General features: G+C 72.6%; 17 protein-coding genes. 11 read left to right on the top strand and 6 right to left on the bottom strand.

Annotation, left to right across the window (positions count from 1 at the left end):
* Window positions 1-12: 12 nt before the first annotated feature.
* The 3 genes from ACIBCK_RS36525 (at window position 13) to ACIBCK_RS36515 (ending at window position 3,592) form a co-directional block, all read left to right on the top strand.
* Window positions 13-1,833 carry an ABC transporter ATP-binding protein gene (locus ACIBCK_RS36525; RefSeq protein ID WP_399397345.1) on the top strand — a complete coding sequence of 607 codons (1,821 nt, stop codon included), beginning with the start codon at window positions 13-15 and terminating at the stop codon, window positions 1,831-1,833.
* A gap of 38 nt (window positions 1,834-1,871) precedes the next feature.
* Window positions 1,872-2,408, top strand: a complete 537-nt coding sequence (locus ACIBCK_RS36520; RefSeq protein ID WP_367046881.1) for an NUDIX hydrolase family protein — start codon at window positions 1,872-1,874, stop codon at window positions 2,406-2,408.
* A 116-nt stretch (window positions 2,409-2,524) separates the two neighbouring features.
* Window positions 2,525-3,592, top strand: coding sequence for a YncE family protein (locus tag ACIBCK_RS36515; protein ID WP_399397343.1), 1,068 nt, complete (start codon window positions 2,525-2,527; stop codon window positions 3,590-3,592).
* Window positions 3,593-3,612: 20 nt separating this feature from the next.
* On the opposite strand, the gene ACIBCK_RS36510 is transcribed toward ACIBCK_RS36515, so the two are convergent.
* Window positions 3,613-4,302 (bottom strand): esterase/lipase family protein, encoded by a 690-nt coding sequence (locus ACIBCK_RS36510; protein WP_399397341.1) that lies wholly within the window; start codon window positions 4,300-4,302, stop codon window positions 3,613-3,615.
* Between the two features lie 141 nt (window positions 4,303-4,443).
* The gene (locus tag ACIBCK_RS36505) at window positions 4,444-5,175 is read right to left on the bottom strand and encodes a FadR/GntR family transcriptional regulator (RefSeq protein ID WP_399397340.1); all 732 of its coding nucleotides are present in this window, start codon (window positions 5,173-5,175) and stop codon (window positions 4,444-4,446) included.
* 229 nt (window positions 5,176-5,404) lie between these two features.
* Here ACIBCK_RS36505 and ACIBCK_RS36500 point away from each other — a divergent pair, with 229 nt between their 5' ends.
* The 4 genes from ACIBCK_RS36500 (at window position 5,405) to ACIBCK_RS36485 (ending at window position 10,830) form a co-directional block, all read left to right on the top strand.
* Window positions 5,405-6,697: an SLC13 family permease gene (locus ACIBCK_RS36500; protein WP_399397338.1), complete on the top strand. Its 1,293-nt coding sequence runs from the start codon at window positions 5,405-5,407 to the stop codon at window positions 6,695-6,697.
* A gap of 81 nt (window positions 6,698-6,778) precedes the next feature.
* Window positions 6,779-8,233 (top strand): acyl-CoA synthetase, encoded by a 1,455-nt coding sequence (locus ACIBCK_RS36495; protein WP_399397336.1) that lies wholly within the window; start codon window positions 6,779-6,781, stop codon window positions 8,231-8,233.
* 28 nt (window positions 8,234-8,261) lie between these two features.
* On the top strand, window positions 8,262-9,680 hold the full coding sequence (locus ACIBCK_RS36490; RefSeq protein ID WP_399397334.1) for a carboxyl transferase domain-containing protein: 1,419 nt from the start codon (window positions 8,262-8,264) through the stop codon (window positions 9,678-9,680).
* Window positions 9,681-9,780: 100 nt separating this feature from the next.
* Entirely contained in the window at window positions 9,781-10,830 is a 1,050-nt protein-coding gene (locus ACIBCK_RS36485; RefSeq protein WP_399397332.1) for an NAD-dependent epimerase/dehydratase family protein, read from the top strand.
* Between the two features lie 281 nt (window positions 10,831-11,111).
* Here the strand turns inward: ACIBCK_RS36485 and ACIBCK_RS36480 are convergent, their stop codons facing one another.
* Both ACIBCK_RS36480 and ACIBCK_RS36475 read right to left on the bottom strand, forming a co-directional pair.
* Window positions 11,112-12,224 (bottom strand): sensor histidine kinase, encoded by a 1,113-nt coding sequence (locus ACIBCK_RS36480; protein ID WP_399397330.1) that lies wholly within the window; start codon window positions 12,222-12,224, stop codon window positions 11,112-11,114.
* Window positions 12,225-12,229: 5 nt separating this feature from the next.
* On the bottom strand, window positions 12,230-13,042 hold the full coding sequence (locus tag ACIBCK_RS36475; protein WP_399397513.1) for a response regulator transcription factor: 813 nt from the start codon (window positions 13,040-13,042) through the stop codon (window positions 12,230-12,232).
* A 205-nt stretch (window positions 13,043-13,247) separates the two neighbouring features.
* Between ACIBCK_RS36475 and ACIBCK_RS36470 the strand changes: the two genes are divergently transcribed.
* From ACIBCK_RS36470 to ACIBCK_RS36460, 3 genes are all read left to right on the top strand, one after another.
* Window positions 13,248-14,036, top strand: a complete 789-nt coding sequence (locus tag ACIBCK_RS36470; RefSeq protein WP_399397328.1) for a glycosyltransferase family 2 protein — start codon at window positions 13,248-13,250, stop codon at window positions 14,034-14,036.
* Window positions 14,037-14,700: 664 nt separating this feature from the next.
* Window positions 14,701-15,366: a DUF2064 domain-containing protein gene (locus ACIBCK_RS36465; protein WP_399397326.1), complete on the top strand. Its 666-nt coding sequence runs from the start codon at window positions 14,701-14,703 to the stop codon at window positions 15,364-15,366.
* A complete protein-coding gene (locus ACIBCK_RS36460) occupies window positions 15,363-16,055 on the top strand; it encodes a class I SAM-dependent methyltransferase (protein WP_399397324.1) in 693 nt (230 codons plus the stop codon). Before ACIBCK_RS36465 ends, ACIBCK_RS36460 begins: the two co-directional genes overlap by 4 nt.
* Here the strand turns inward: ACIBCK_RS36460 and ACIBCK_RS36455 are convergent.
* Together ACIBCK_RS36455 and ACIBCK_RS36450 are read right to left on the bottom strand one after the other, a co-directional pair.
* A complete protein-coding gene (locus ACIBCK_RS36455; protein ID WP_399397323.1) occupies window positions 15,998-16,516 on the bottom strand; it encodes a hypothetical protein in 519 nt (172 codons plus the stop codon). The genes ACIBCK_RS36460 and ACIBCK_RS36455 overlap by 58 nt on opposite strands.
* Window positions 16,516-17,790: a molybdopterin-dependent oxidoreductase gene (locus ACIBCK_RS36450; RefSeq protein ID WP_399397321.1), complete on the bottom strand. Its 1,275-nt coding sequence runs from the start codon at window positions 17,788-17,790 to the stop codon at window positions 16,516-16,518. Before ACIBCK_RS36450 ends, ACIBCK_RS36455 begins: the two co-directional genes overlap by 1 nt.
* A gap of 113 nt (window positions 17,791-17,903) precedes the next feature.
* Here ACIBCK_RS36450 and ACIBCK_RS36445 point away from each other — a divergent pair, with 113 nt between their 5' ends.
* Window positions 17,904-19,295, top strand: a complete 1,392-nt coding sequence (locus ACIBCK_RS36445; RefSeq protein WP_399397319.1) for a hypothetical protein — start codon at window positions 17,904-17,906, stop codon at window positions 19,293-19,295.
* Window positions 19,296-19,375: the final 80 nt, after the last annotated feature.

Genomic DNA, 19,375 nt, shown 5'->3' with positions numbered 1-19,375 from the left:
AACGGTGTTGGCATGAACGAGTCCTCGGCCGAGCAGCAGCACACGGACACCCGCGAGCTGCTCCCCACCGCCACCGGGCCCCGCACCCGCGCCGCGGTCCGCGAACTGGTGCGCCCGCACCGCGGCCTCGCTGTCGGCGGCTTCGCCGTGATGATCGCGGCGACCGCCGTGGGTCTCCTCGTCCAGCCGCTGCTCGGCCGCATCGTGGACCTGGTGGCCGACCAGAGCCCGGCGGGAGACCTCACCCTGCCGGTCGTCCTGCTCGTCCTGGTCGCCCTCGCGCACGGCGGGACCACCTCGCTCGGCCTCACACTCGTCTCCCGGCTCGGCGAGACGGTGCTCGCGCAACTGCGCGAGCGGTTCGTGGAGAAGGCCCTGCGGCTGCCGCTCGAACAGGTGGAGAAGGCCGGGGCCGGCGACCTCACCGCGCGGGTGACCCGGGACGTCTCGGTGGTCGGCGAGGCGGTGCGCAGCGCCCTGCCCGAGCTGGCCCGCTCCCTGCTCGCCATCCTGCTGACGCTGGGCGCGATGGCGGCCCTCGACTGGCGCTTCCTGCTCGCGGCCCTCCTCGCGGTGCCCGTCCAGGCGTCCACGGCCCGCTGGTACGTACGGCACGCCGTTCCGCTCTACGCCGAGCAGCGCGTCGCCACCGGTGCCCAGCAGCAGCAGTTGCTGGACACCATCGCCGGCGCGGGCACGGTGCGGGCCTTCCGCATCGAGGAGCAGCACACCGCGCGGGTGACCCGGCGTTCGTCGACCGCGGTCGAGCTGAAGATGCGCGGCATCCGGCTGGTCCTCGACTTCTACAACCGCCTGCACGTCGCCGAGTACACGGGCCTCGCCGCGGTCCTCGTCACCGGTTTCTACCTGGTCCGCGCGGACTCCGTGTCCATCGGCACCGCGACGGCAGCCGCGCTCTACTTCCACAGCCTCTTCGGGCCGGTCAACTCCGCGCTCGTGCTCCTCGACGACGCGCAGTCGGCGACGGCGTCGCTCGCCCGCCTCGTGGGGGTCGCCGACGAGCCGACGCCCGAGCCGGCGCGGGCTCGGGCTCGGGCTCGGGCTCGGGGAACGGCCGAGCCGGAGCGGTCCGGTGCGCAGCCGGGCGGAACCGTCACCGTGATCGGCATCGACCACGCGTACGTACCCGGGCAGCACGTCCTGCAGAACGTGGACCTCACCCTGCGGGCCGGGGAACGAGTGGCGCTCGTCGGCCCGAGCGGCGCGGGCAAGACCACGCTCGCCAAGCTCATCGCGGGTGTGCACCGGCCGACCTCGGGCTCGGTGCACCTGACCGGCACCGCGGGCCGGGGCGGGGACGGCCTGCCGGTGGCCCTGGTCACCCAGGAGACACATGTTTTCGCCGGGCCGCTCGCGGACGACCTGCGCCTGGCCCGTGCCGACGCCACCGACGACGAGCTGCGCACGGCCCTGACCGACGTCGAGGCGCTCGACTGGGTCGAGGCGCTGCCCGGCGGCCTGTACACCGTCGTGGGCGACGGAGGCCACCGCCTCACCTCGGCCCAGGTCCAGCAACTCGCCCTGGCCCGGCTCATGCTGGCCGATCCGCCGGTGGCCGTGCTCGACGAGGCGACGGCCGAGGCGGGCAGCACCGGGGCGCGTCTCCTGGAGAAGGCCGCGGACCGGGCGGTGGCGGGACGCACCGCGCTGGTCGTCGCGCACCGGCTCACCCAGGCCGCGACCGCGGACCGGATCATCGTCATGGAGGGCGGACGCATAGTGGAGAGCGGCACCCACGACGAACTGAGGGCGGGTTCCGGGCCCTACGCCTCCCTGTGGCAGGCATGGTCCGGCACCCGCTCCGCGAGGTGAAGCAGCACGGCCGGAGCCAGTGAACGTATGATCAGCCGATGTCTGACACGACCGAAACCACGCCCGGCTGGCTGCCCTCCGACGAGCTCGAGCAGGCCCGCAACCGCATGCCGATCCTGTACGTCGAAGCGGTGCCGGTGCGCGTCGACGACAGCGGCGAAGTCACCAGCATCGGACTGCTGTTGGGCATGGGGCGGGACGGGGTCGTCAACCGCTCCCTCGTCTCCGGCCGGGTCCTGCACCACGAGCGGGTCAGGGACGCCCTGCTGCGCCACCTGGAGAAGGACCTCGGCCCGGTGGCGCTGCCCCGCGTCCCGGCCTCGCTGCAGCCCTTCACCGTCGCCGAGTACTTCCCGACGCAAGGCATCACGCCGTTTCACGACCCCCGCCAGCACGCGGTGTCCCTCGCCTACATCGTCCCGGTGGCCGGCGACTGCCGGCCCCGCCAGGACGCTCTCGACCTGGTCTGGTTCAGTCCGCAGGAGGCCGCGTCCGAGGTGGTCCAGAACGAGATGCCGGGCGGACACGGTGTCCTGCTCAAGCAGGCCCTGGCGCACGCGGGTTGCCTGTCCTGACCGGCGTCGGGCGGGGCGTGGGGCGAATCGTCCGGTGACGGATTAGGTAAGCCTCGGCTAAGTTGATCGCGAGTGGCTCCCTCCGGAGTCACCCCTGCCAAGGAGATCGACGCAGCATGACCGCATCCACCCACCGTGCCCGCATCATCGCGACCGCCGTGTCCCTCGCCGCGGGAAGCGCCCTGGCGTCGACCGGCACCGCGAGCGCGGCCCTCCCGGGCGCCGCACCCGCGGGCGCCGGTTCGGCCGTCACCTCCGCACCGCTCGCGCCGGGCCTGTACCAGTCCGCGTACTCGGAGCGGAACGACGCCCTCTGGGTCGCCTCTTCCGTGGGCCAGCCGCCGGCGCCGGTCACCGAGTCCAGGCTGCTGAGGGCCGATCCGGACACCCTGCGGGTGGAGAAGTCGTACGCGCCTGCCGTCAACGCGGCCACGGGCGCCGTCCAGTCCGTGTACGGCGTCGCCGTGGACGACGAGCACAACACCGTCTGGACGACGAACACCCGGGACAACTCCGTCTCCGTCTACAGCCAGCGCGGCGGCAAGCACCTCGCCACCCTGCCCGGCGTGAACCACGCGCGGGAGGTCGTCGTCGACGAGCGGCGCGACCTGGTGTGGGCCAGCGCCTTCGGTGACGGCACCCTCGTCGCGTTCGACTCCGGCACCTTCAAGGAGAAGCGGCGCGTCACCGTGCCGGGCGCGGGACCGACGGGCCTCGCCGTGAACGAGCGGACCGGCTCCGTGTACGCGGCCGACCACACCGGCGACCGGATCATCGAGGTCTCCCTCGACGCAAAGAGCCCGCGCCTCATACCGACCGGCGACGGCCCACTCTCGGTGGCACTGTCCAAGAACGGCCGCACCGCCTACACCGGTGACCAGACCTCGGGCACCGTCTCGGTCGTCGACCTGCGCAAGGGCGCCGTCACCCGGTCCGTGGCGTCGGGCGAGGGCACCAAGTCCGTGGCCGTCGACCACCGTTCGGGACACGTCCTGGCGGTCAACCGGCTCTCCGCCACCGTCACGGTCGTCGACCCGCGCAAGGGAGCCGTCGTGAAGACCGTGGCCACCGCCGCGCTCCCCAACCACGTCCACGTGGCCGACGGGGCCGCGTACGTGGTCGACAAGTCGGGGTCGGGCCCGGCGGGCGAGGATCTGCTGACCCGCCTGCGCGTCCGCCGGTAGGCCAGGGCGAGCACAGGGGGCTAGCCGCCGACGAAGGCCCGGACCCCCTGTGACACCCCGTCGTCTCCCAGCAGATCGTTGTGTTTCAGGCATCCCGCGGCGTGGTTCGTCGCGCCGCCGAGAGGCACGCTGTTGTCCGGGTTGATGACTTCGTCGCAGTTCGACCACCAGGTCGCGTAGGCGACGTCGCCCGGCGTCTCGTCGCCTTCCGCGAGGCCGTCCTGGACGTAGGAACCCGGCGTCATGTCACGGCAGGCCTGGGACCATGCCGCGCAGGCCCAGGCCGTGGCGGTGCCGTGGTTGGGGCCGGCCAGGGAGGCCCAGTGGGCGACCTTGCCGGTGCCGCCGCCGTGCTTGACGTACCAGCGGGTGACGAGGCTCCCGAAGGAGTGGGCGACGATGTCCACCTTGGCGGCGCCCGACCGCGCGCGCACTTCCTCGACGTACGCGGCGAACCGGCCGGACAGCACCTCGTTCACCGACTGGCTGGTGTCGTAACCCCAGGAGTACAGCTCCGCGTCCGCGTAACCGGACGCCTTGAAGTCGTCGCGCAGGGAGCCCCACACACCCGGGTCGGCGTTGTAGCCATGGACGAAGATCACCGGCGTACGGGCGGCCTCGCGGGGCCCGTCCGCCTGGGCGGACGTCTGCGGCGTCAGCAGAGCGGCGACGGCCGCGATGGTCAGCGGGACGGAGATTCGGCGCAGCACGGGTTCCCCCTCGGTCGGGCGGACGTCTCCACGTTCACCGCGGCAGGGCGCGGGACACGTGTCACCTGAGCGGTGCCGAGAATGGTGGGGTCTGCGGAGGCGAATGAACAGACCTGTGCACCAGGGAAGTTACCGCGGGTATTACGCCTCGGGGTGGTCCGGGGCGTTCGCCTCGTCGTCCGGGTTCCAGTCGAGGAGCCGCACCTTCGCCACCGTCCGCACATGCCGGCGCATCGCGGCGGCCGCCGCGCGGCCGCGGCCTGCCTCGATCGCGTCGAGGATCGCGTAGTGCTGGGCGAGGGAACGGGCGGGGCGCCGCACCTGGCGCAGCGACTCGTTGCGGCTCTCGGTGATCTGCTCGGCGATGGAGCGCATGAACTCGGCGAGGAGCGCACTGTGGGCGGCCGCGGTCACGGCGGCGTGGAAGAGCCGGTCACCCTCGACTCCGCGCTCGCCCTCCTCGATCTCCCGCGCCATCGTGCCGAGAGCGTCCCGCATCGCCCCCAGATCCTCGTCCGTGCGGCGCTCCGCGGCCAGTTCGGCGAGCTTGGTCTCCAGGGCCTCGCGCGCCTCCAGGACGTCGGGCAGCCGCCGCTTGCGCTCCACGAGCCGCTCCACGGGCTCGGCGTCCAGGCTGTCCTTGACCAGATAGGTGCCGCCGCCGTGCCGCACCTCGACGAGCCCCTGCACTTCGAGTACGACGATCGCCTGCTTGACGGAAGCGCGGGAGACGCCCAGGCGCTGAGCCAGTTCGCGCTCGGTCGGCAGCCGGTCGCCGGAGCGAAGACCGCCCTCGCCGACGTAGGCACGGAGCCGGTCGAGGACCTGCTCGTACAGCCTCGTCCTGCCCATGGGGCGCAGCGCGTCAGACATCCCAACCCCCCATGTCGGTCCCCGTGCCGATGGGTGCGCAGCCTAACAGCGGCCGATCCGGTGGACGAGTGGGCAAGTCAGCCAGTGGGCAAGTGGGCAAGTGGCTGAGCCAATTCGCGTCCGAACCCTTGACGGCCGAAACCGATACCCCGACGCTGAGTTCCGCCAACGGCCACATTGGCTCAGCCACTTGGCCACTGAGGGACGGCCCCAGGGACGGGAGCCCACGTTGTCCGCCGAACTCATCTCCATCCTCGTACTCGTGGTGGTCTTCGTGATCGCCACCACACGCTCCATCAACATGGGCGCGCTCGCCTTCGCCGCGGCCTTCGCGGTCGGCGAGCTGGCCGCAGACCTCGACGCGGACGGCATCTTCGCCGGCTTCCCCGGCGACCTGTTCGTCGTCCTGGTCGGCGTGACCTATCTGTTCGCGATAGCCCGCGCCAACGGCACCACGGACTGGCTGGTGCACGCCTCGATCCGGCTGGTGCGCGGGCGGATCGCGCTGATCCCCTGGGTGATGTTCGTGATCACCGGGGCGCTCACCGCGATCGGCGCGGTGAGTCCCGCCGCCGTGGCGATCGTCGCGCCGATCGCCCTGAGCTTCGCCGCCCAGTACGGAATCAGCCCGCTCCTGATGGGCGCCATGGTCGTTCACGGGGCCCAGGGCGGCGGCTTCTCGCCCATCAGCATCTACGGCTCGATCGTCAACGGCATCGTGGAGCGCGAGAAGCTCCCGGGCAACGAGGTCGCGCTCTTCCTCGCCTCTCTCGTCGTGAACCTCCTGATCGCCGGGATCGTCTTCGTCCTCTTCGGAGGGCTGAAGCTGGGCGGGCGCCACGAGAGTGACGAGTCCGCGAAGACCCGGTCGGCGGAGAACGGGACCGCCGAGCCCAAGTCGGCGCAGGACGCGGCAGATTCGCGGCTCGATCCGGCCAAGATCGCCACGCTCGCCGCGCTGGTCGCCCTCGTCGTCGCCGTCCTCGGCTTCGATCTCGACGCGGGACTGAGCGCCATCACCCTGGCCGTGATCCTGAGCGCGTTCTGGCCCGATTCCAGCCGCAAGGCCGTCGGTGAGATCGCCTGGCCGTCCGTCCTTCTCATCTGCGGTGTGCTGACCTACGTCGGCGTGCTCGAGGAGATGGGCACCATCGACTGGGCCGGTAAGGGCGTCTCCGACATCGGCGTCCCGCTCCTCGCCGCCCTGCTGCTCTGCTACATCGGCGCGCTCATCTCCGCGTTCGCCTCCTCCGTCGGCATCATGGGCGCGCTCATCCCGCTGGCGGTGCCGTTCCTGGCCCAGGGCGAGATCGGTGCGGTCGGCATGATCGCGGCGCTCGCCGTCTCCGCCACCGTCGTGGACGTCAGTCCCTTCTCGACCAACGGCGCGCTGGTGCTCGCCGCCGCTCCTGACGTCGACCGCGAGCGCTTCTTCCGGCAGCTGATGGTGTATGGCGGGATCGTGGTGGCCGTGGTGCCCGCAGCGGTGTGGCTCGTCCTCGTGGTGCCAGGATTCGGGTAGGACGAACCAGCGCAAGGGGACCAGCACAAGAGAACCAGCGCAGGACAACGGTCCGTGACGCCTACCAAGGAGATACTCACCGTGAGCTCCCCCCATCCGCCCCTCTTCCCGGCCCTCGTCGCAGCCCCCGACCTTCCCGCCCTGCGCTTCGGCGAGCGCTCACTGACGTACGCCGAACTCGCCGCCGCCGCAGGGTCCCTGGCCGCCTCGATCGGCTCGGCGCGCCGGGTCGCGCTGTGGGCGACACCGACCCTGGAGACCGCCGTCGGCGCGGTGGCCGCGCTGCTCGCCGGCGTACCCGTCGTGCCGCTGAACCCGAAGACCGGGGAGCGGGAGCTGGGTCACATCGTGACGGACAGCGCGCCGTCGGTGGTGCTCGCGGCGCCGGGAGACGAACTGCCCGCAGCGCTGGCGGCATTGGAGCGTCAGGACGTCACCCTCACCGGCACCAACGGGACCGCGGAGGGACCGTGGGCCGAGCCCGACCCCGAGTCGCCCGCCCTGATCGTCTACACCTCGGGCACCACCGGGCCGCCCAAGGGTGCGGTGCTGCCCCGCCGGGCCCTCGCCACCACCCTGGACGCCCTGGAGGACGCCTGGCAGTGGACGTCCGACGACGTGCTGGTGCACGGGCTTCCGCTGTTCCATGTGCACGGGCTGATCCTCGGCATCCTCGGCCCGCTGCGCCGGGGCGGTTCGGTACGGCATCTTGGCCGGTTCTCCATCGAGGGCGTGCAGCACGAACTGGCCCACGGAGCAACGATGTTGTTCGGCGTGCCCACCATGTACCACCGCATCGCGGAGGCGCTGCCCGACGACCCGGGCCTCGCCAAGGCCCTGTCCGGCGCCCGGATCCTGGTCTCCGGGTCCGCCGCGCTGCCCGTCCACGACCACGAGCGGATCGCGTCGGCCACCGGGCGCCGGGTGATCGAGCGGTACGGCATGACGGAGACCCTCATGAACACGAGCGTGCGGGCCGACGGCGAACCGCGCGCGGGAACGGTCGGGGTGCCGCTGAGCGGCGTGGAGCTGCGCCTCGTGGACGAGGCGGGCGCCGAGACCGCCGACCCGCGAGAGGTCGGCGAGATCGAGGTGCGCGGCCCGAATCTGTTCACCGAATATCTGAACCGCCCAGACGCCACGGCCGCCGCCTTCACCGCCGACGGCTGGTTCCGCACCGGGGACATGGCGGTGCGCGACGACGACGGTTATGTGCGCATCGTCGGCCGCAAGGCCACCGACCTCATCAAGAGCGGCGGCTACAAGATCGGTGCGGGCGAGATCGAGAACGCCCTCCTTGAGCACCCGGGCGTACGGGAGGCCGCCGTGACCGGGGAGCCCGACGACGACCTGGGTGAGCGCATCGTCGCCTGGATCGTGCCGACGAACCCCGAACAGCCGCCGCTGCAAAGTGACTTGGCGGACCATGTGGCCGCCCAGCTCGCCCCGCACAAGCGGCCTCGGACCGTCCGCTATCTGGCGGAGCTCCCCCGCAACGACATGGGGAAGATCATGAAGCGGTCGCTGCATGCTTGAGCCGGCGCCTGAGCCGGTGCGTGAGCCGATGCCTGACGGCAGGGCTCGGCGCCTGAGCGCTCGCGCGGCCATCACCGCCGTGGCCGACCAGGACAGTTTCCGTGAATTCGACGTACGCGAGGACGAGTTCACGGTCGCGGCCCCCCGTCCGGACGGTCCGCTCGCCTGGCCTGGGTACGCGGAATCCCGTGCACGCGCCGAAGAACGTACCGGCGAACGGGAGTCGGTGGTCTGCGGCACCGCCACCCTCGGCGGCACCGGGGCGGTGGTCATCTCCTTCGAGTTCGGCTTTCTGGGCGGCTCCCTCGGCGAGCGCACGGGTGACCGCCTGGAAGCCGCGCACCACTACGCCCGGGGCCACCGGCTGCCCGTCGTCTCGTTGATCGCCACGGGGGGCAGCCGCATGCAGGAGGGTATGCGCGCCCTGGTCCAACTCCAGCGCGTGGCACGGCAGTCCGAGCTCACCGGCGCGGCGGGCCTGGCCCGCATCGCCGTCCTGCGCGATCCGACCACGGGCGGCGGCTGGGCCACTCTGGGCGCGGGCGCCGACCTCATCCTCGCCCTGCCGGGCAGCCAGGTCGGCTTCGCCGGGTCCCGGGTGCGCCCGGCGGACACCGACCCGGCCGCGTACACCGCCGAGGGGCAACTGGCGGCGGGTGCGATCGATGACGTCGTACGCCATGAGGAGCTGCGCGAGGCGCTCGCGTTGCGCCTCGGCCTGCTGTCCGCTCCCGGCGGCGGCCACGCTCCCGCGGGGGCGTTCGCGCCGACCGCCGCCGCCGAACCTCCCGGTGCGCTCGGCCGCTCCAACCTGCCGGCCACCGGATGGGAAGCCGTGAGCCGTGCCCGCGACCCGGACCGCCCTCGCGCCACCGCCTACCTGGACGCCTACTTCGCCGAGCGGGCCCCGCTGCGCGGCGACCGATGCGGGGGCGCGGACCCGGGGATGCTGTGCGGGTTCGGGCGGCGTGCGGGGCGGACGGTTGCCTACGCGGCGCAGTGCGGGACGGCGACGACGCCCGCGGGGTACCGCACCGCGGCGCGGCTCGTCCGGCTCGCGGGGCGGCTCGGCATCCCCGTCCTCACGCTCATCGACACCCCGGGTGCCGCGAACGACGCGGAGGCCGAACGTGCGGGGGCGGGCGCGGCGATCGCCGATCTGTTCGCCGCCGTCGCCGGCGCGCAGGTGCCGGTCACATCGCTGGTCATCGGCGAGGGCGGCTCCGGCGGCGCGCTCGCGCTCGCGTCACCGGACAACCTCTGGGCCACGCCCGACAGTTACTTCTCGGTGATCGCCCCGGAGTCGGCCGCCGCGATCCTCAAGCGAGGCAACGAGGAGACCCGGACGACGGCGGAGCAGCTGCGCCTGCGCCCGCAGGATCTGGTGGAGCTGGGTGTGGCGCGTGGAGTTGTGACGGCATGGAGCGGTGACCTTGCGGGCCGGTGACCTGACCGACCCGTGGCCTGACGGGCCCGTGATCTTACGGACCCGTGACGAAGCCCCGTCGTTGGCCGTCACGGCTGCTCGGCGCGCCTAGCGTGGCCGTATGCGCGTACTTGTCACCGGCGGCGCCGGGTTCATCGGATCGCACGTGGTCGAAGCCCTCACCGGACGCGGGCACGAAGTGGTGGTGTACGACGCCCTGCTGCCCTCCGCCCACGCCGATCCGCCGCGCCCGCCCGAGGGACAGCGGTGGACCGTCGCCGATGTACGGGACCGGGACGCGGTGCGGGACGCGCTGCGCGGGGTGGACGCGGTCTGCCATCAGGCGGCGATGGTGGGGCTCGGCAAGGAGTTCGCCGACGCGCCCGAGTACGTCGGCTGCAACGACCTGGACACGGCCGTCCTGCTCGCCGCGATGGCCGAGGCGGGGGTGCGTGACCTGGTGCTCGCCGGGTCGATGGTGGTGTACGGGGAGGGGCGGTACGAGTGCGCACGGCACGGGGTGGTCCGGCCCGGTCCGCGCGCGGCGGCGGATCTGGACGCCGGGCGCTTCGAACCGCTCTGCCCGGACTGCGGGGCGGAGTTGAGGGCTGGGCTGGTGGGTGAGGACGCTCCGACCGATCCGCGCAACGTGTACGCGGCGACCAAGCTGGCGCAGGAGCATCTGGCCGCCGCGTGGGCGCGGGCGACCGGTGGCCGCGCGGTGTCCTTGCGCTACCACAACGTGTACGGCCCCGGCATGCCTCGCGACACCCCGTACGCCGGTGTGGCCTCGTTCTTCCGTTCCTCGCTGGAGCGGGGAGCGGCACCTCAGATCTTCGAGGACGGCCGCCAGCGGCGGGACTTCGTCCACGTACGGGATGTGGCGGCGGCGAATGCGATGGCTCTGGAGGCGGTGCGTGAGCGGGACGCGGGGGCGTTCACGGCGTACAACACCGGCAGCGGGGAGCCGCACACGGTCGGGGAGATGGCCCGCGAACTGGCGCGGGCGTTCGGTGGCCCGGCTCCGGAGGTGACGGGCGAGTACCGCCTCGGGGACGTCCGCCACGTCACGGCGGACTCGGGACGGCTGCGGTCGGACCTGGGGTGGCGGCCGGAGGTCACCTTCACGGAGGGAATGACGAGCTTCGCGAAGGCACCGCTGCGGGGGTAGCGGCACGGCGGTGGCGGTTGTCGCCGTTGCGGGGTAGCGGCACGGCGGTGACGGTTGTCGCCGTCGCGGAGTGGCGCGGTGGTTGCCGCGCGCTCGGCGGCCGTCGTGAAGTCGGTGCGGTGGTTACGCCGGTGTCGTTGGGAGTGTCACCTCGAAGCGGCAGCCGCCTGCCACGTTGCGTACGGCCGCGCGGCCCTGGTAGGCCTCGACGATTGCCGCCGCTGCGGAGTGGGGCGGTGGTTGCCGCGCGCTCGGCGGCCGTCGTGAAGTCGGTGCGGTGGTTACGCCGGTGTCGTGGGGAGTGTCACCTCGAAGCGGCAGCCGCCTGCCACGTTGCGTACGGCCGCGCGGCCCTGGTGGGCCTCGACGATGCCGCGCACGATCGCGAGGCCGAGCCCCGCGCCCGCCGGAGGTGTACGGGACTGGCTGCCCCGCCAGCCGGTGTCGAAGACGCGGGACAGATCCTCCTCCGGGATGCCGCCGCAGCCGTCGGTCACGGACAGGACCACGCCGTCCGGCGAACGCTCAGCGGCCACCGCCACGGTCCCGTCGGCCGGCGTACGGCGGATCGCGTTGATCAGGAGATTGCCCAGGACCCGGCTCATCTCCTTGCTGTCGACCTCCACCGGCACGGCCTCGACACTGTCACCGACGAGACGCACCCGGTGCTCGCGGGCGAGCGGGTCGACGCCCGCGAGCGCGTCGCCCACGAGGTCGTAGACCGAGATGCGGGAGGGCGAGAGCGCCAGCGCGCCCGCGTGGATGCGGGAGAGCTCGAAGAGGTCCCCGACCATGGAGTTGAGACGTTCGACCTCGGTACGGATCTGGCGCAGATAGCGGTCCGGTTCCGCGGCCACGCCGTCCTCCAGCGCCTCGGACATGGCCCGCAGGCCGGCCAGCGGGGTGCGCAGGTCGTGCGAGATCCAGGCGACCAGTTCGCGCCGGGAGCGTTCCAGGGCCTGCTCGCGCTCCCTGGACTCCGCGAGTTTCGCGCTGGTCGACTCCAACTCCCTTGTGAGCGCGGCAAGTTCAGCGCTCACGGGTTCGGGCGGCGCCGCGAAGCTGCCGCCGTCACCGAAGGAACGGGCCGCCAGGGTCAGCGCCTTGCTGCGGGCGACCACCCAGCGGCCGAGGAGCAGCGCGGTGGCGAGCGAGACCACGGCGGCCATCGCCACGACGATGGTGACCACGGTCAGGTCGTGCGGCGACAGGAACATCTCCCAGGCCACGGCGAGCGTCCCGGCCAGCATCGCGAGCACCGCGACGCCCGCCACGACGGTCATCGCCACCACGAGGGAGCGGTGCCGCAGCAGGCGCAGGGTCACGGCTCCCAGCAGCCCGGCACTCGCGGCGCCCAGGAAGGCGAACAGGGCGATGAGGAGGATGTCCCGCATGAGGTTCAGCCTTTGGCTCGGGGCGGTACGCGGTTGCTGTGGGAGTCACGGACGTCGCGGGGCTCGTGAGGTGCGGGTCGGTCGTGAGCGGCGGTGGGTCCGGCGGCGCCGTGCGTGCCGTGCGTGCCGTGTGGAGCCTCCGTGTCCGGCACGTCCAGCCGGTATCCCATGCCCCACACCGTCTGGATGAGCCGAGGCCTCGCCGGGTCGTCCTCGACCTTGCCGCGCAGCCTGCGGACATGGACCGTGACCGTGGAGAGGTCACCGAACTCCCAGCCCCACACCTCCCTCATCAGCTCCTCGCGTGCGAACGCCTGCCCGGGGTGGCGCAGAAGGAAGGTGAGGAGGTCGAACTCCCGCAGGGTGAGGGCGAGTTCGACCCCGCCCTTGGTCGCGCGACGTGCCGCAGGGTCCACCCACAGACCTGCGGCCTCCAGCGTAGGAACACCCTCGGGAGCACGCGGGGCACGGCTGCGCCGCAGCACCGACTCCACCCTCAGGACCAGCTCGCGCGGGCTGAACGGCTTGGTGACGTAGTCGTCGGCCCCGACCTCCAGGCCCAGGATCCGGTCGTCCTCATCGCCACGGGCGGTGAGCATGATGACGGGCACCGGGCCGTTGGCGCGCAGGCGGCGGCAGACCTCCAGGCCGTCCATTCCGGGCAGCATCAGATCGAGGACGACGAGGTCGGGCCGGAACACCCCGGCTCGCTCCAGCGCGCCGGGGCCGTCCTCGGCGCGGTCGACCGTGTAGCCACCGCGTTCCAGGTAGCCCGCGACGACTTCGGCGACGGTCGGGTCGTCATCCACGACGAGCACCCGGAGCGGGCCGGGCGCGGGGGGCCCGGGGGGCCCGGGGGGCCCGGCCGCCGGCGGGTGGTCCTGCTGTGGTGGCCGCATACGGCAAGCCTCGCACCTGCCGCGCGGAGTTCCGCCGGTCAGAGCTGCTTCCGGTGGCCGACGTCCCTGTTTCGTAAGGACCTCAAGTCCAATATGTCCGGTTCGGATCCATAGGGTGAGCCACATGACCCCCTCCCCTTCGCCGGACCCAGCTGGACCCGACGTACCCATCACGCCCACACCCGTGACACCCGTGCCCGACCCGCCCGCCCCCCTCACAGTCCGGGTCGACGTGGTGCTGCCCTGCCTCGACGAGGCCGCGGCGCTTCCGTGGGTCCTGGAACGTGTTCCCGAGGGCTGGCAAGCCATCGTCGTCGACAACGGCTCCTCCGACGGTTCGCCGGACATCGCCCACGCGCTGGGGGCAACCGTCGTGCGGGAGAACCAGCGCGGCTTCGGGGCCGCCTGCCACGCGGGGCTCATGGCGTCCGACGCGGAGATCGTGTGCTTCTGCGACTGCGACGCCTCCCTCGATCCGGGGCTGCTGCGGCCTTTTGTACGCAGGGTGCTGGACGGGGGAGCCGATCTGGTCGTCGGACGGCGGCGCCCGCAGGGACGCGGGGCCTGGCCGCCGCATGCGCGCGCGGGCAATCTCGCGCTCGCGAGGATGCTGCGGCGGCGCACCGGCGTACGTCTGCATGACCTGGGCCCGATGCGGGCGGCGCGGCGCGAGGATTTGCTCGGGCTCGGCCTGACCGACCGGCGCAGCGGTTATCCGCTGCAGATGGTCGTACGGGCGGCCGATGCCGGCTGGCGGATCGAGGAGCGGGACGTGCCGTATCTGCCACGCACCGGGAAGTCGAAGGTCACGGGAACGTGGCTGGGCACGTGGCACGCGGTGCGGGACATGCGAGCGGTCCTGGCAGAGACCCCCCGCCCCCGAGCCCGCCAAACGCCGGGCACCACCCCATGACCCCCAACAGCCCACGCCTCCCGTGCCACGCCACCGCGCACAACCGCAGGTCCCGCGAGGCCACGGACAGACGGCCCCCCTCCCGCCTTCGCCACTGCGAGCGTCCCCGCCGCCCCTACGCAGCCAGCATCGGACGGTGCCGCGTGACCACCAACACCGCACGCCCCCTGCCTACGCCACCGCAAGCCACCCCCGCCGTCCACCGCGCACGGCAACGACGAGCGGTGCCCGTGACCACCGATCGCCCACCCCGGCCCACTCGCGCCACTACAAGCGACTGGCATCGCCGCGCGACCCCAACAACGTGCCTCTGCCTGCCTACGCCACAGCGAGCGAACGCCGCCGCCCGTGCACTCGAGTGGCAGGCGGTGTCACGTGACCACCGACAGGGCACTGCTCCCCGCCCACGCCACCGCCTCCCACCGACCGCGCCCGGCAATCGACGAACGGCCCCACTCGACCCCCACCAGCACACCCCTCCCACCCCTCACCGCGGCCCACACTCAGCCAGCATCGGACGGCACCCCGCGCCCCGCACCAGCACACCCCTCCCGGGCCACGCAAGAACACGCAGCGCCCCGCCCGCCCCCTCCGCACCCACGCGACCACCGCGTACAACCCCACCGCCCTCATCCAGCAAGCAGCCAGCATCGGACGGTGCCGCGTGACCCCCCACGGAACAACCCTGCTCGTCATCGCCAAGGAACCGCTCCCCGGGCGCGTCAAGACCCGCCTCTCCCCGCCCTACTCCCCCGCGGAGGCCGCCGAGTTGGCCGAGGCTTCCCTTGCCGACACGCTTCACGCAGTGCTCGCGGCGCCCGTACGGCGGCGTGTGCTCGTGCTCGATGGGCGGTCGGGGCCCTGGCTTCCCGCCGGGATCGAGGTGGTCCCCCAGTGCGCGGGCGGTCTGGACGAGCGGCTGGGCGCGGCCTTCGGCGGGTGCACCGGGCCCGCTCTCCTGGTTGGTATGGACACCCCACAGGTCACCCCCGGCCTCCTCGCCCCCGCCCTCGGCCCCGACGCCTGGCAGGACTGTGACGCCTGGTTCGGGCCCGCCGTGGACGGCGGATTCTGGGCGCTCGGCCTGGCCGAGCCCGATCCGCGACTGCTGCGTGGCGTCCCCATGTCGAGGCCCGACACCGGCGCCCTGCAACGGGCCCGGCTCACCGACGCGGGACTGAGGGTGCGCGAACTCCCCCTGTTGCGCGACGTCGACACGGCCGAAGACGCCGGGAAGGTCGCCGAAGCCGCGCCGAACAGCCGGTTCGCCGCCGCGCTCGCCCGCCTCGCGACGGCGGCCGGGCACGCGGGTAGGGACGGCGCCCGATGAGCACAGCACCGCCGGACACCCGCCTCCGCGGAGCGGCCTCCGCTGCCGCGCCCTGGCACGCGGACCCGTACACCAACGCCCTGCGCAACGGCCACGGCCCCTTGTTCCTGCGCCGCAGCGACGGCTGGCTGCTGCCGCTCGACGTCGAACGCTGGTGTGCGAGCGCCGACGCGGCGGACCTCTCCGCGTTGCGCCGCTGCGAGGGCAGTGTCCTCGACATCGGCTGCGGCCCCGGCCGCCTGGTGGCCGCAGCGGCGGCCCGCGGCCATCGTGTCCTGGGGGTCGACGTCAGCCAGGCGGCCGTCGACCACACGCTACGGCTCGGCGGCACCGCCCTGCTCCGCTCCGTCTTCGACACGCTGCCGGGCGAGGGGCGTTGGAGTACGGCCCTGCTCATGGACGGCAACGTGGGCATCGGCGGTGACCCCACCGCACTCCTCAAACGCGTGGCTCAACTCCTCGTGCCCTCAGGCCTTTTGCTCGCCGAGACCGCGCCGATGGACGTGGACGAGCGGGTGGAGGTGCACGTCGACGACGGCCACGGTCGACCGGGCGCCCCGTTCCCCTGGGCCCGCCTCGGCACCCCCGCCCTCCTGCGCCACGCCCACCCCCTCGGCTGGACCCCGGCCGATCAATGGGCCACGGAAGGCCGTTCCTTCTTGGCCCTGCGCCGCGCACACCACACTTGAATCACCCACCACACGCCCGCCCCCACGAACAGCAGCACCGTCACCGCCAACCAGCGCCCGAGGAAGACGCCGGCCGGCAGCCCAGTGGCGGACTCATACCGCTCCACCCGCCCGGCGATCAGCGGGAACCACACCAGCAACAGCAGCCCGGACAGGAAAGCCGGAACCCGCACAAAATTGACCCACCCCCCACCGGCCCGCCTCCCACCGGCCCGCTCCCCACCGGCCCGCCCCGCGGCAGCCCGCAGTGCCCGGTCCACGAGTGCGTACGCGGGCACGAACAGCAGATCGTGCACCAGCGCCGCACCGACGAACCAGACCGCGATCAGCAACCCCTCACCTTCGCCGTCGAACAGGCGCACCCCCGCATACCCCGCGAGCGCGAACGAGGCGAGCAGCACGAGGAGTTGGAGCGGGCCCTCGCCGTACCACCGCCGGAGTCGACGCGTGAGAACGCTCATCACAGCTCCCCGAAGGTCAGACGGGACACCCACTTGGTGTTCAGGACGCCGGGCGCGGCCGGCACGATGATCCGCGCCGGATAGCCGTGGTCCGGCGACAGATCCGCCCCGTTGACGTGCAGGGCGAGCAGCGACCGCGGATCGCGGACCTGGTTGTCGCGCAACGCGGCCTTACGGAAGGCCCCGTGCCGTTGCAGGGACTCCACGAGCACGCCCGGCGGCTCCTCGTCGAACCCGGCGAGCGCCGCGAGATCGCGCAGCCGCACGCCACGCCACCACTGATCCGACGTCGACCACCCCTCCACACAGGCGATGGGCAACGCGGCGCCATGCTGCGGCAGTTGGAGCAGGTCCTCGCGAGACAGCCTCACCGCCGCGCCCCGTGGCCCGTCGACGACGAGGCGCCACGACGCACCCGTGTCCCGCTCCTCCACCCCCACTCTCGCCGCTGTCTTGTTGATCTGAAAGCCGTTCGGCCCGCTTCCCGGATCGCCGCCGCCGTGCGGAGCGAACAGCGCGGTCCGCCGCAGCGGCCCGTCGAAGCTCTGCCCCGCCGTCGTCACGAACAGCAGGGCGGACCCCGCGCCGACCATGCCGAGCGCTCCCCGCCGCGACACGGTCGGCGCCGCGGCCCGGGTCGCCACCAGACCGCCTTCGTCCGGCGGCTCGGGCCGCGTGTCCCGCAGCTGTTCGCGCCACCCCCGCTCCCGCAGCACGCGTACGACCTGGGGCAGCCGCAGCGCGACATGCGCAGCGAACGCACCGAAGAACACCCAGGCGCCGTAGAAGTGCAGCGGATAGAACGAGCCGGGGAAGAGGTACTCCAGCTGGACGTTGAGCACGCCGGTGACGAACTCGAACAGCGCGCCACCGACCAGCAGGAGCAGCGAAACCCGCTCAAGGGCGTGCCCCACCGACCGCGCCGGCGGCAGCGCGAAGAGCTTCGGGATCACCGACCACAGCTTCGCGAGCAGCACGGGGATCAGCGTGATGCCGACCGTGACGTGCAGGCCCTGGTTGAGGCGGTAGAGCCAGGGTGGGTCGGTCGGCCAGTCGAAGAGGTAGAAGCCGAGGAGGCCCTTGTCCGGCGTCTTGTCGTTGACGGGTGACAGATTCGGGTTGTACGCCGCGTACGACAGCAGGCCGGTCACGAACAGCACGGTGATCCCGGCCAGCAGGACGACGCCGAGAACCGACGTGAGCCAGCGCCCGCGCAGCGGACTGCGCCAGAAACCGGGGTCGGTGGGCGGGGTGACGCGTGGTGCGGAGGGCATGAAATGACCGTATGCCGGGCCCTGTCCTCCAGCGGGCCCGCGACTCATGACGAAACGCTGACGTCGTCCCTCGCGGCACGTTCACACGCGCCACCTGCGCCTACGGTGCAGACGTGAGCACCACAGAGCGCACCGGACCCCCTCGTGACGCGGCCTCCGAACGCACCGGACACCGTCGCGACCTGGCCGCGGCCGGAGTCGCGGCGCTACTCGTCGCGGCGGCCGTCGTCATCGGCACCGCCATCGAGCACGCGGACGGCACTCTGCACCTCAACTGGCCACCCCTGTACGCCCGGTGGGACCCACACATCGGGCCGGGCACACCCGCCGCGCTCGCGGTCGCCGTCGCCGTGATCGCGTACGCCCCCACCCTCGCCGCCAGCCTCTCCTGGCGGGCCCTTCTCCTCACCGCGTGGACCGCTTCGACGGCCTGGATCTGGTCGCTCGCGCTGATCGACGGCTGGCAGCGGGGCGTGGCGCGGCGGCTCACCACCAAGTACGAGTACCTCCAGGTCATCGACCGCTTCGACGACATCCCGGCGACCCTGCGCGACTTCACCCGGCACATCCTCATCGACTCGCCCGATCACTGGCCGGCCCACACCGCGGGCCACCCGCCGGGCGCCACGCTCACCTTCGTCCTCCTCGACCGCGTCGGCCTCGGGGGCGGCGCATGGGCAGGCGCCTTCTGCATCACGGTCGGCAGCACCGCCGTCGTGGCCGTCCTGATCACCCTGCGTGCGCTGGCCGACGAGGCGACCGCGCGCCGGGCTGCGCCCTTCCTCGTCCTGGCCCCGGCCGCGATCTGGTTCGGCGCCTCCGCGGACGGCTACTTCGCGGCCGTCACGGCCTGGATGATCGCCCTGCTCGCCCTCGCGGCGACACGCAAGGTCCGCTCCCCCGCCGCGGCGGCACTCGGCTCCGGCCTGCTGTTCGGCCTCACCTGCTATCTCTCGTACGGCCTGACGCTGTTCGCACTCGTCGCCGCCGCCGTCCTGCTGATCACCCGCACACTGCGCCCGCTCCCCCTGTTCCTGGCGGGCACAGCGGTGGCCCCGCTCGTCTTCACCCTGGCGGGCTTCGACTGGTGGGAGGCGTACCACCTCCTCGTCGAGCGGTACTACCAGGGGGCGGGCGGCATCAGACCGTACGCCTACTTCGTCTGGGCCAACCTCGCCTGCACGGTACTGGTCGTCGGCCTGGCAACGGTCGCGGGCCTTCGCCGGACGGTGGGCGCGTCGCCCGGCGCGCTCAACCGCCTGCGCTCCGGCCGCACCACGCCCACCGACCGCCTGATCACCCTCGTCCTGGCGGCTCTCGTCACGCTCATCGCCGCCGACCTCTCCGGCATGAGCAAGGCGGAAACGGAACGCATCTGGCTGCCGTTCGCCACACTCCTGCTCCCGGCGACGGCACTCCTGCCGCAGGCGAGCCGACGCTACTGGCTCACCGCCCAGGCCGCACTCGCCCTCACCCTGAACCACTTGCTGTTCACGGGCTGGTGAGGACTGGGAAGGGCTGGTGAGGACTGTCGAGCGCTGGGTTTCCTAAGGTGCGGGTATGCACAGAACCACCGCCCCCGCCG

Origin of the sequence: Streptomyces sp. NPDC051218, from assembly GCF_044455475.1 — a bacterium.
GTDB lineage: Bacteria > Actinomycetota > Actinomycetes > Streptomycetales > Streptomycetaceae > Streptomyces.
Note: the sequence above shows the minus strand (reverse complement) of the source record. Positions and strands in the feature narration are given on the sequence as shown.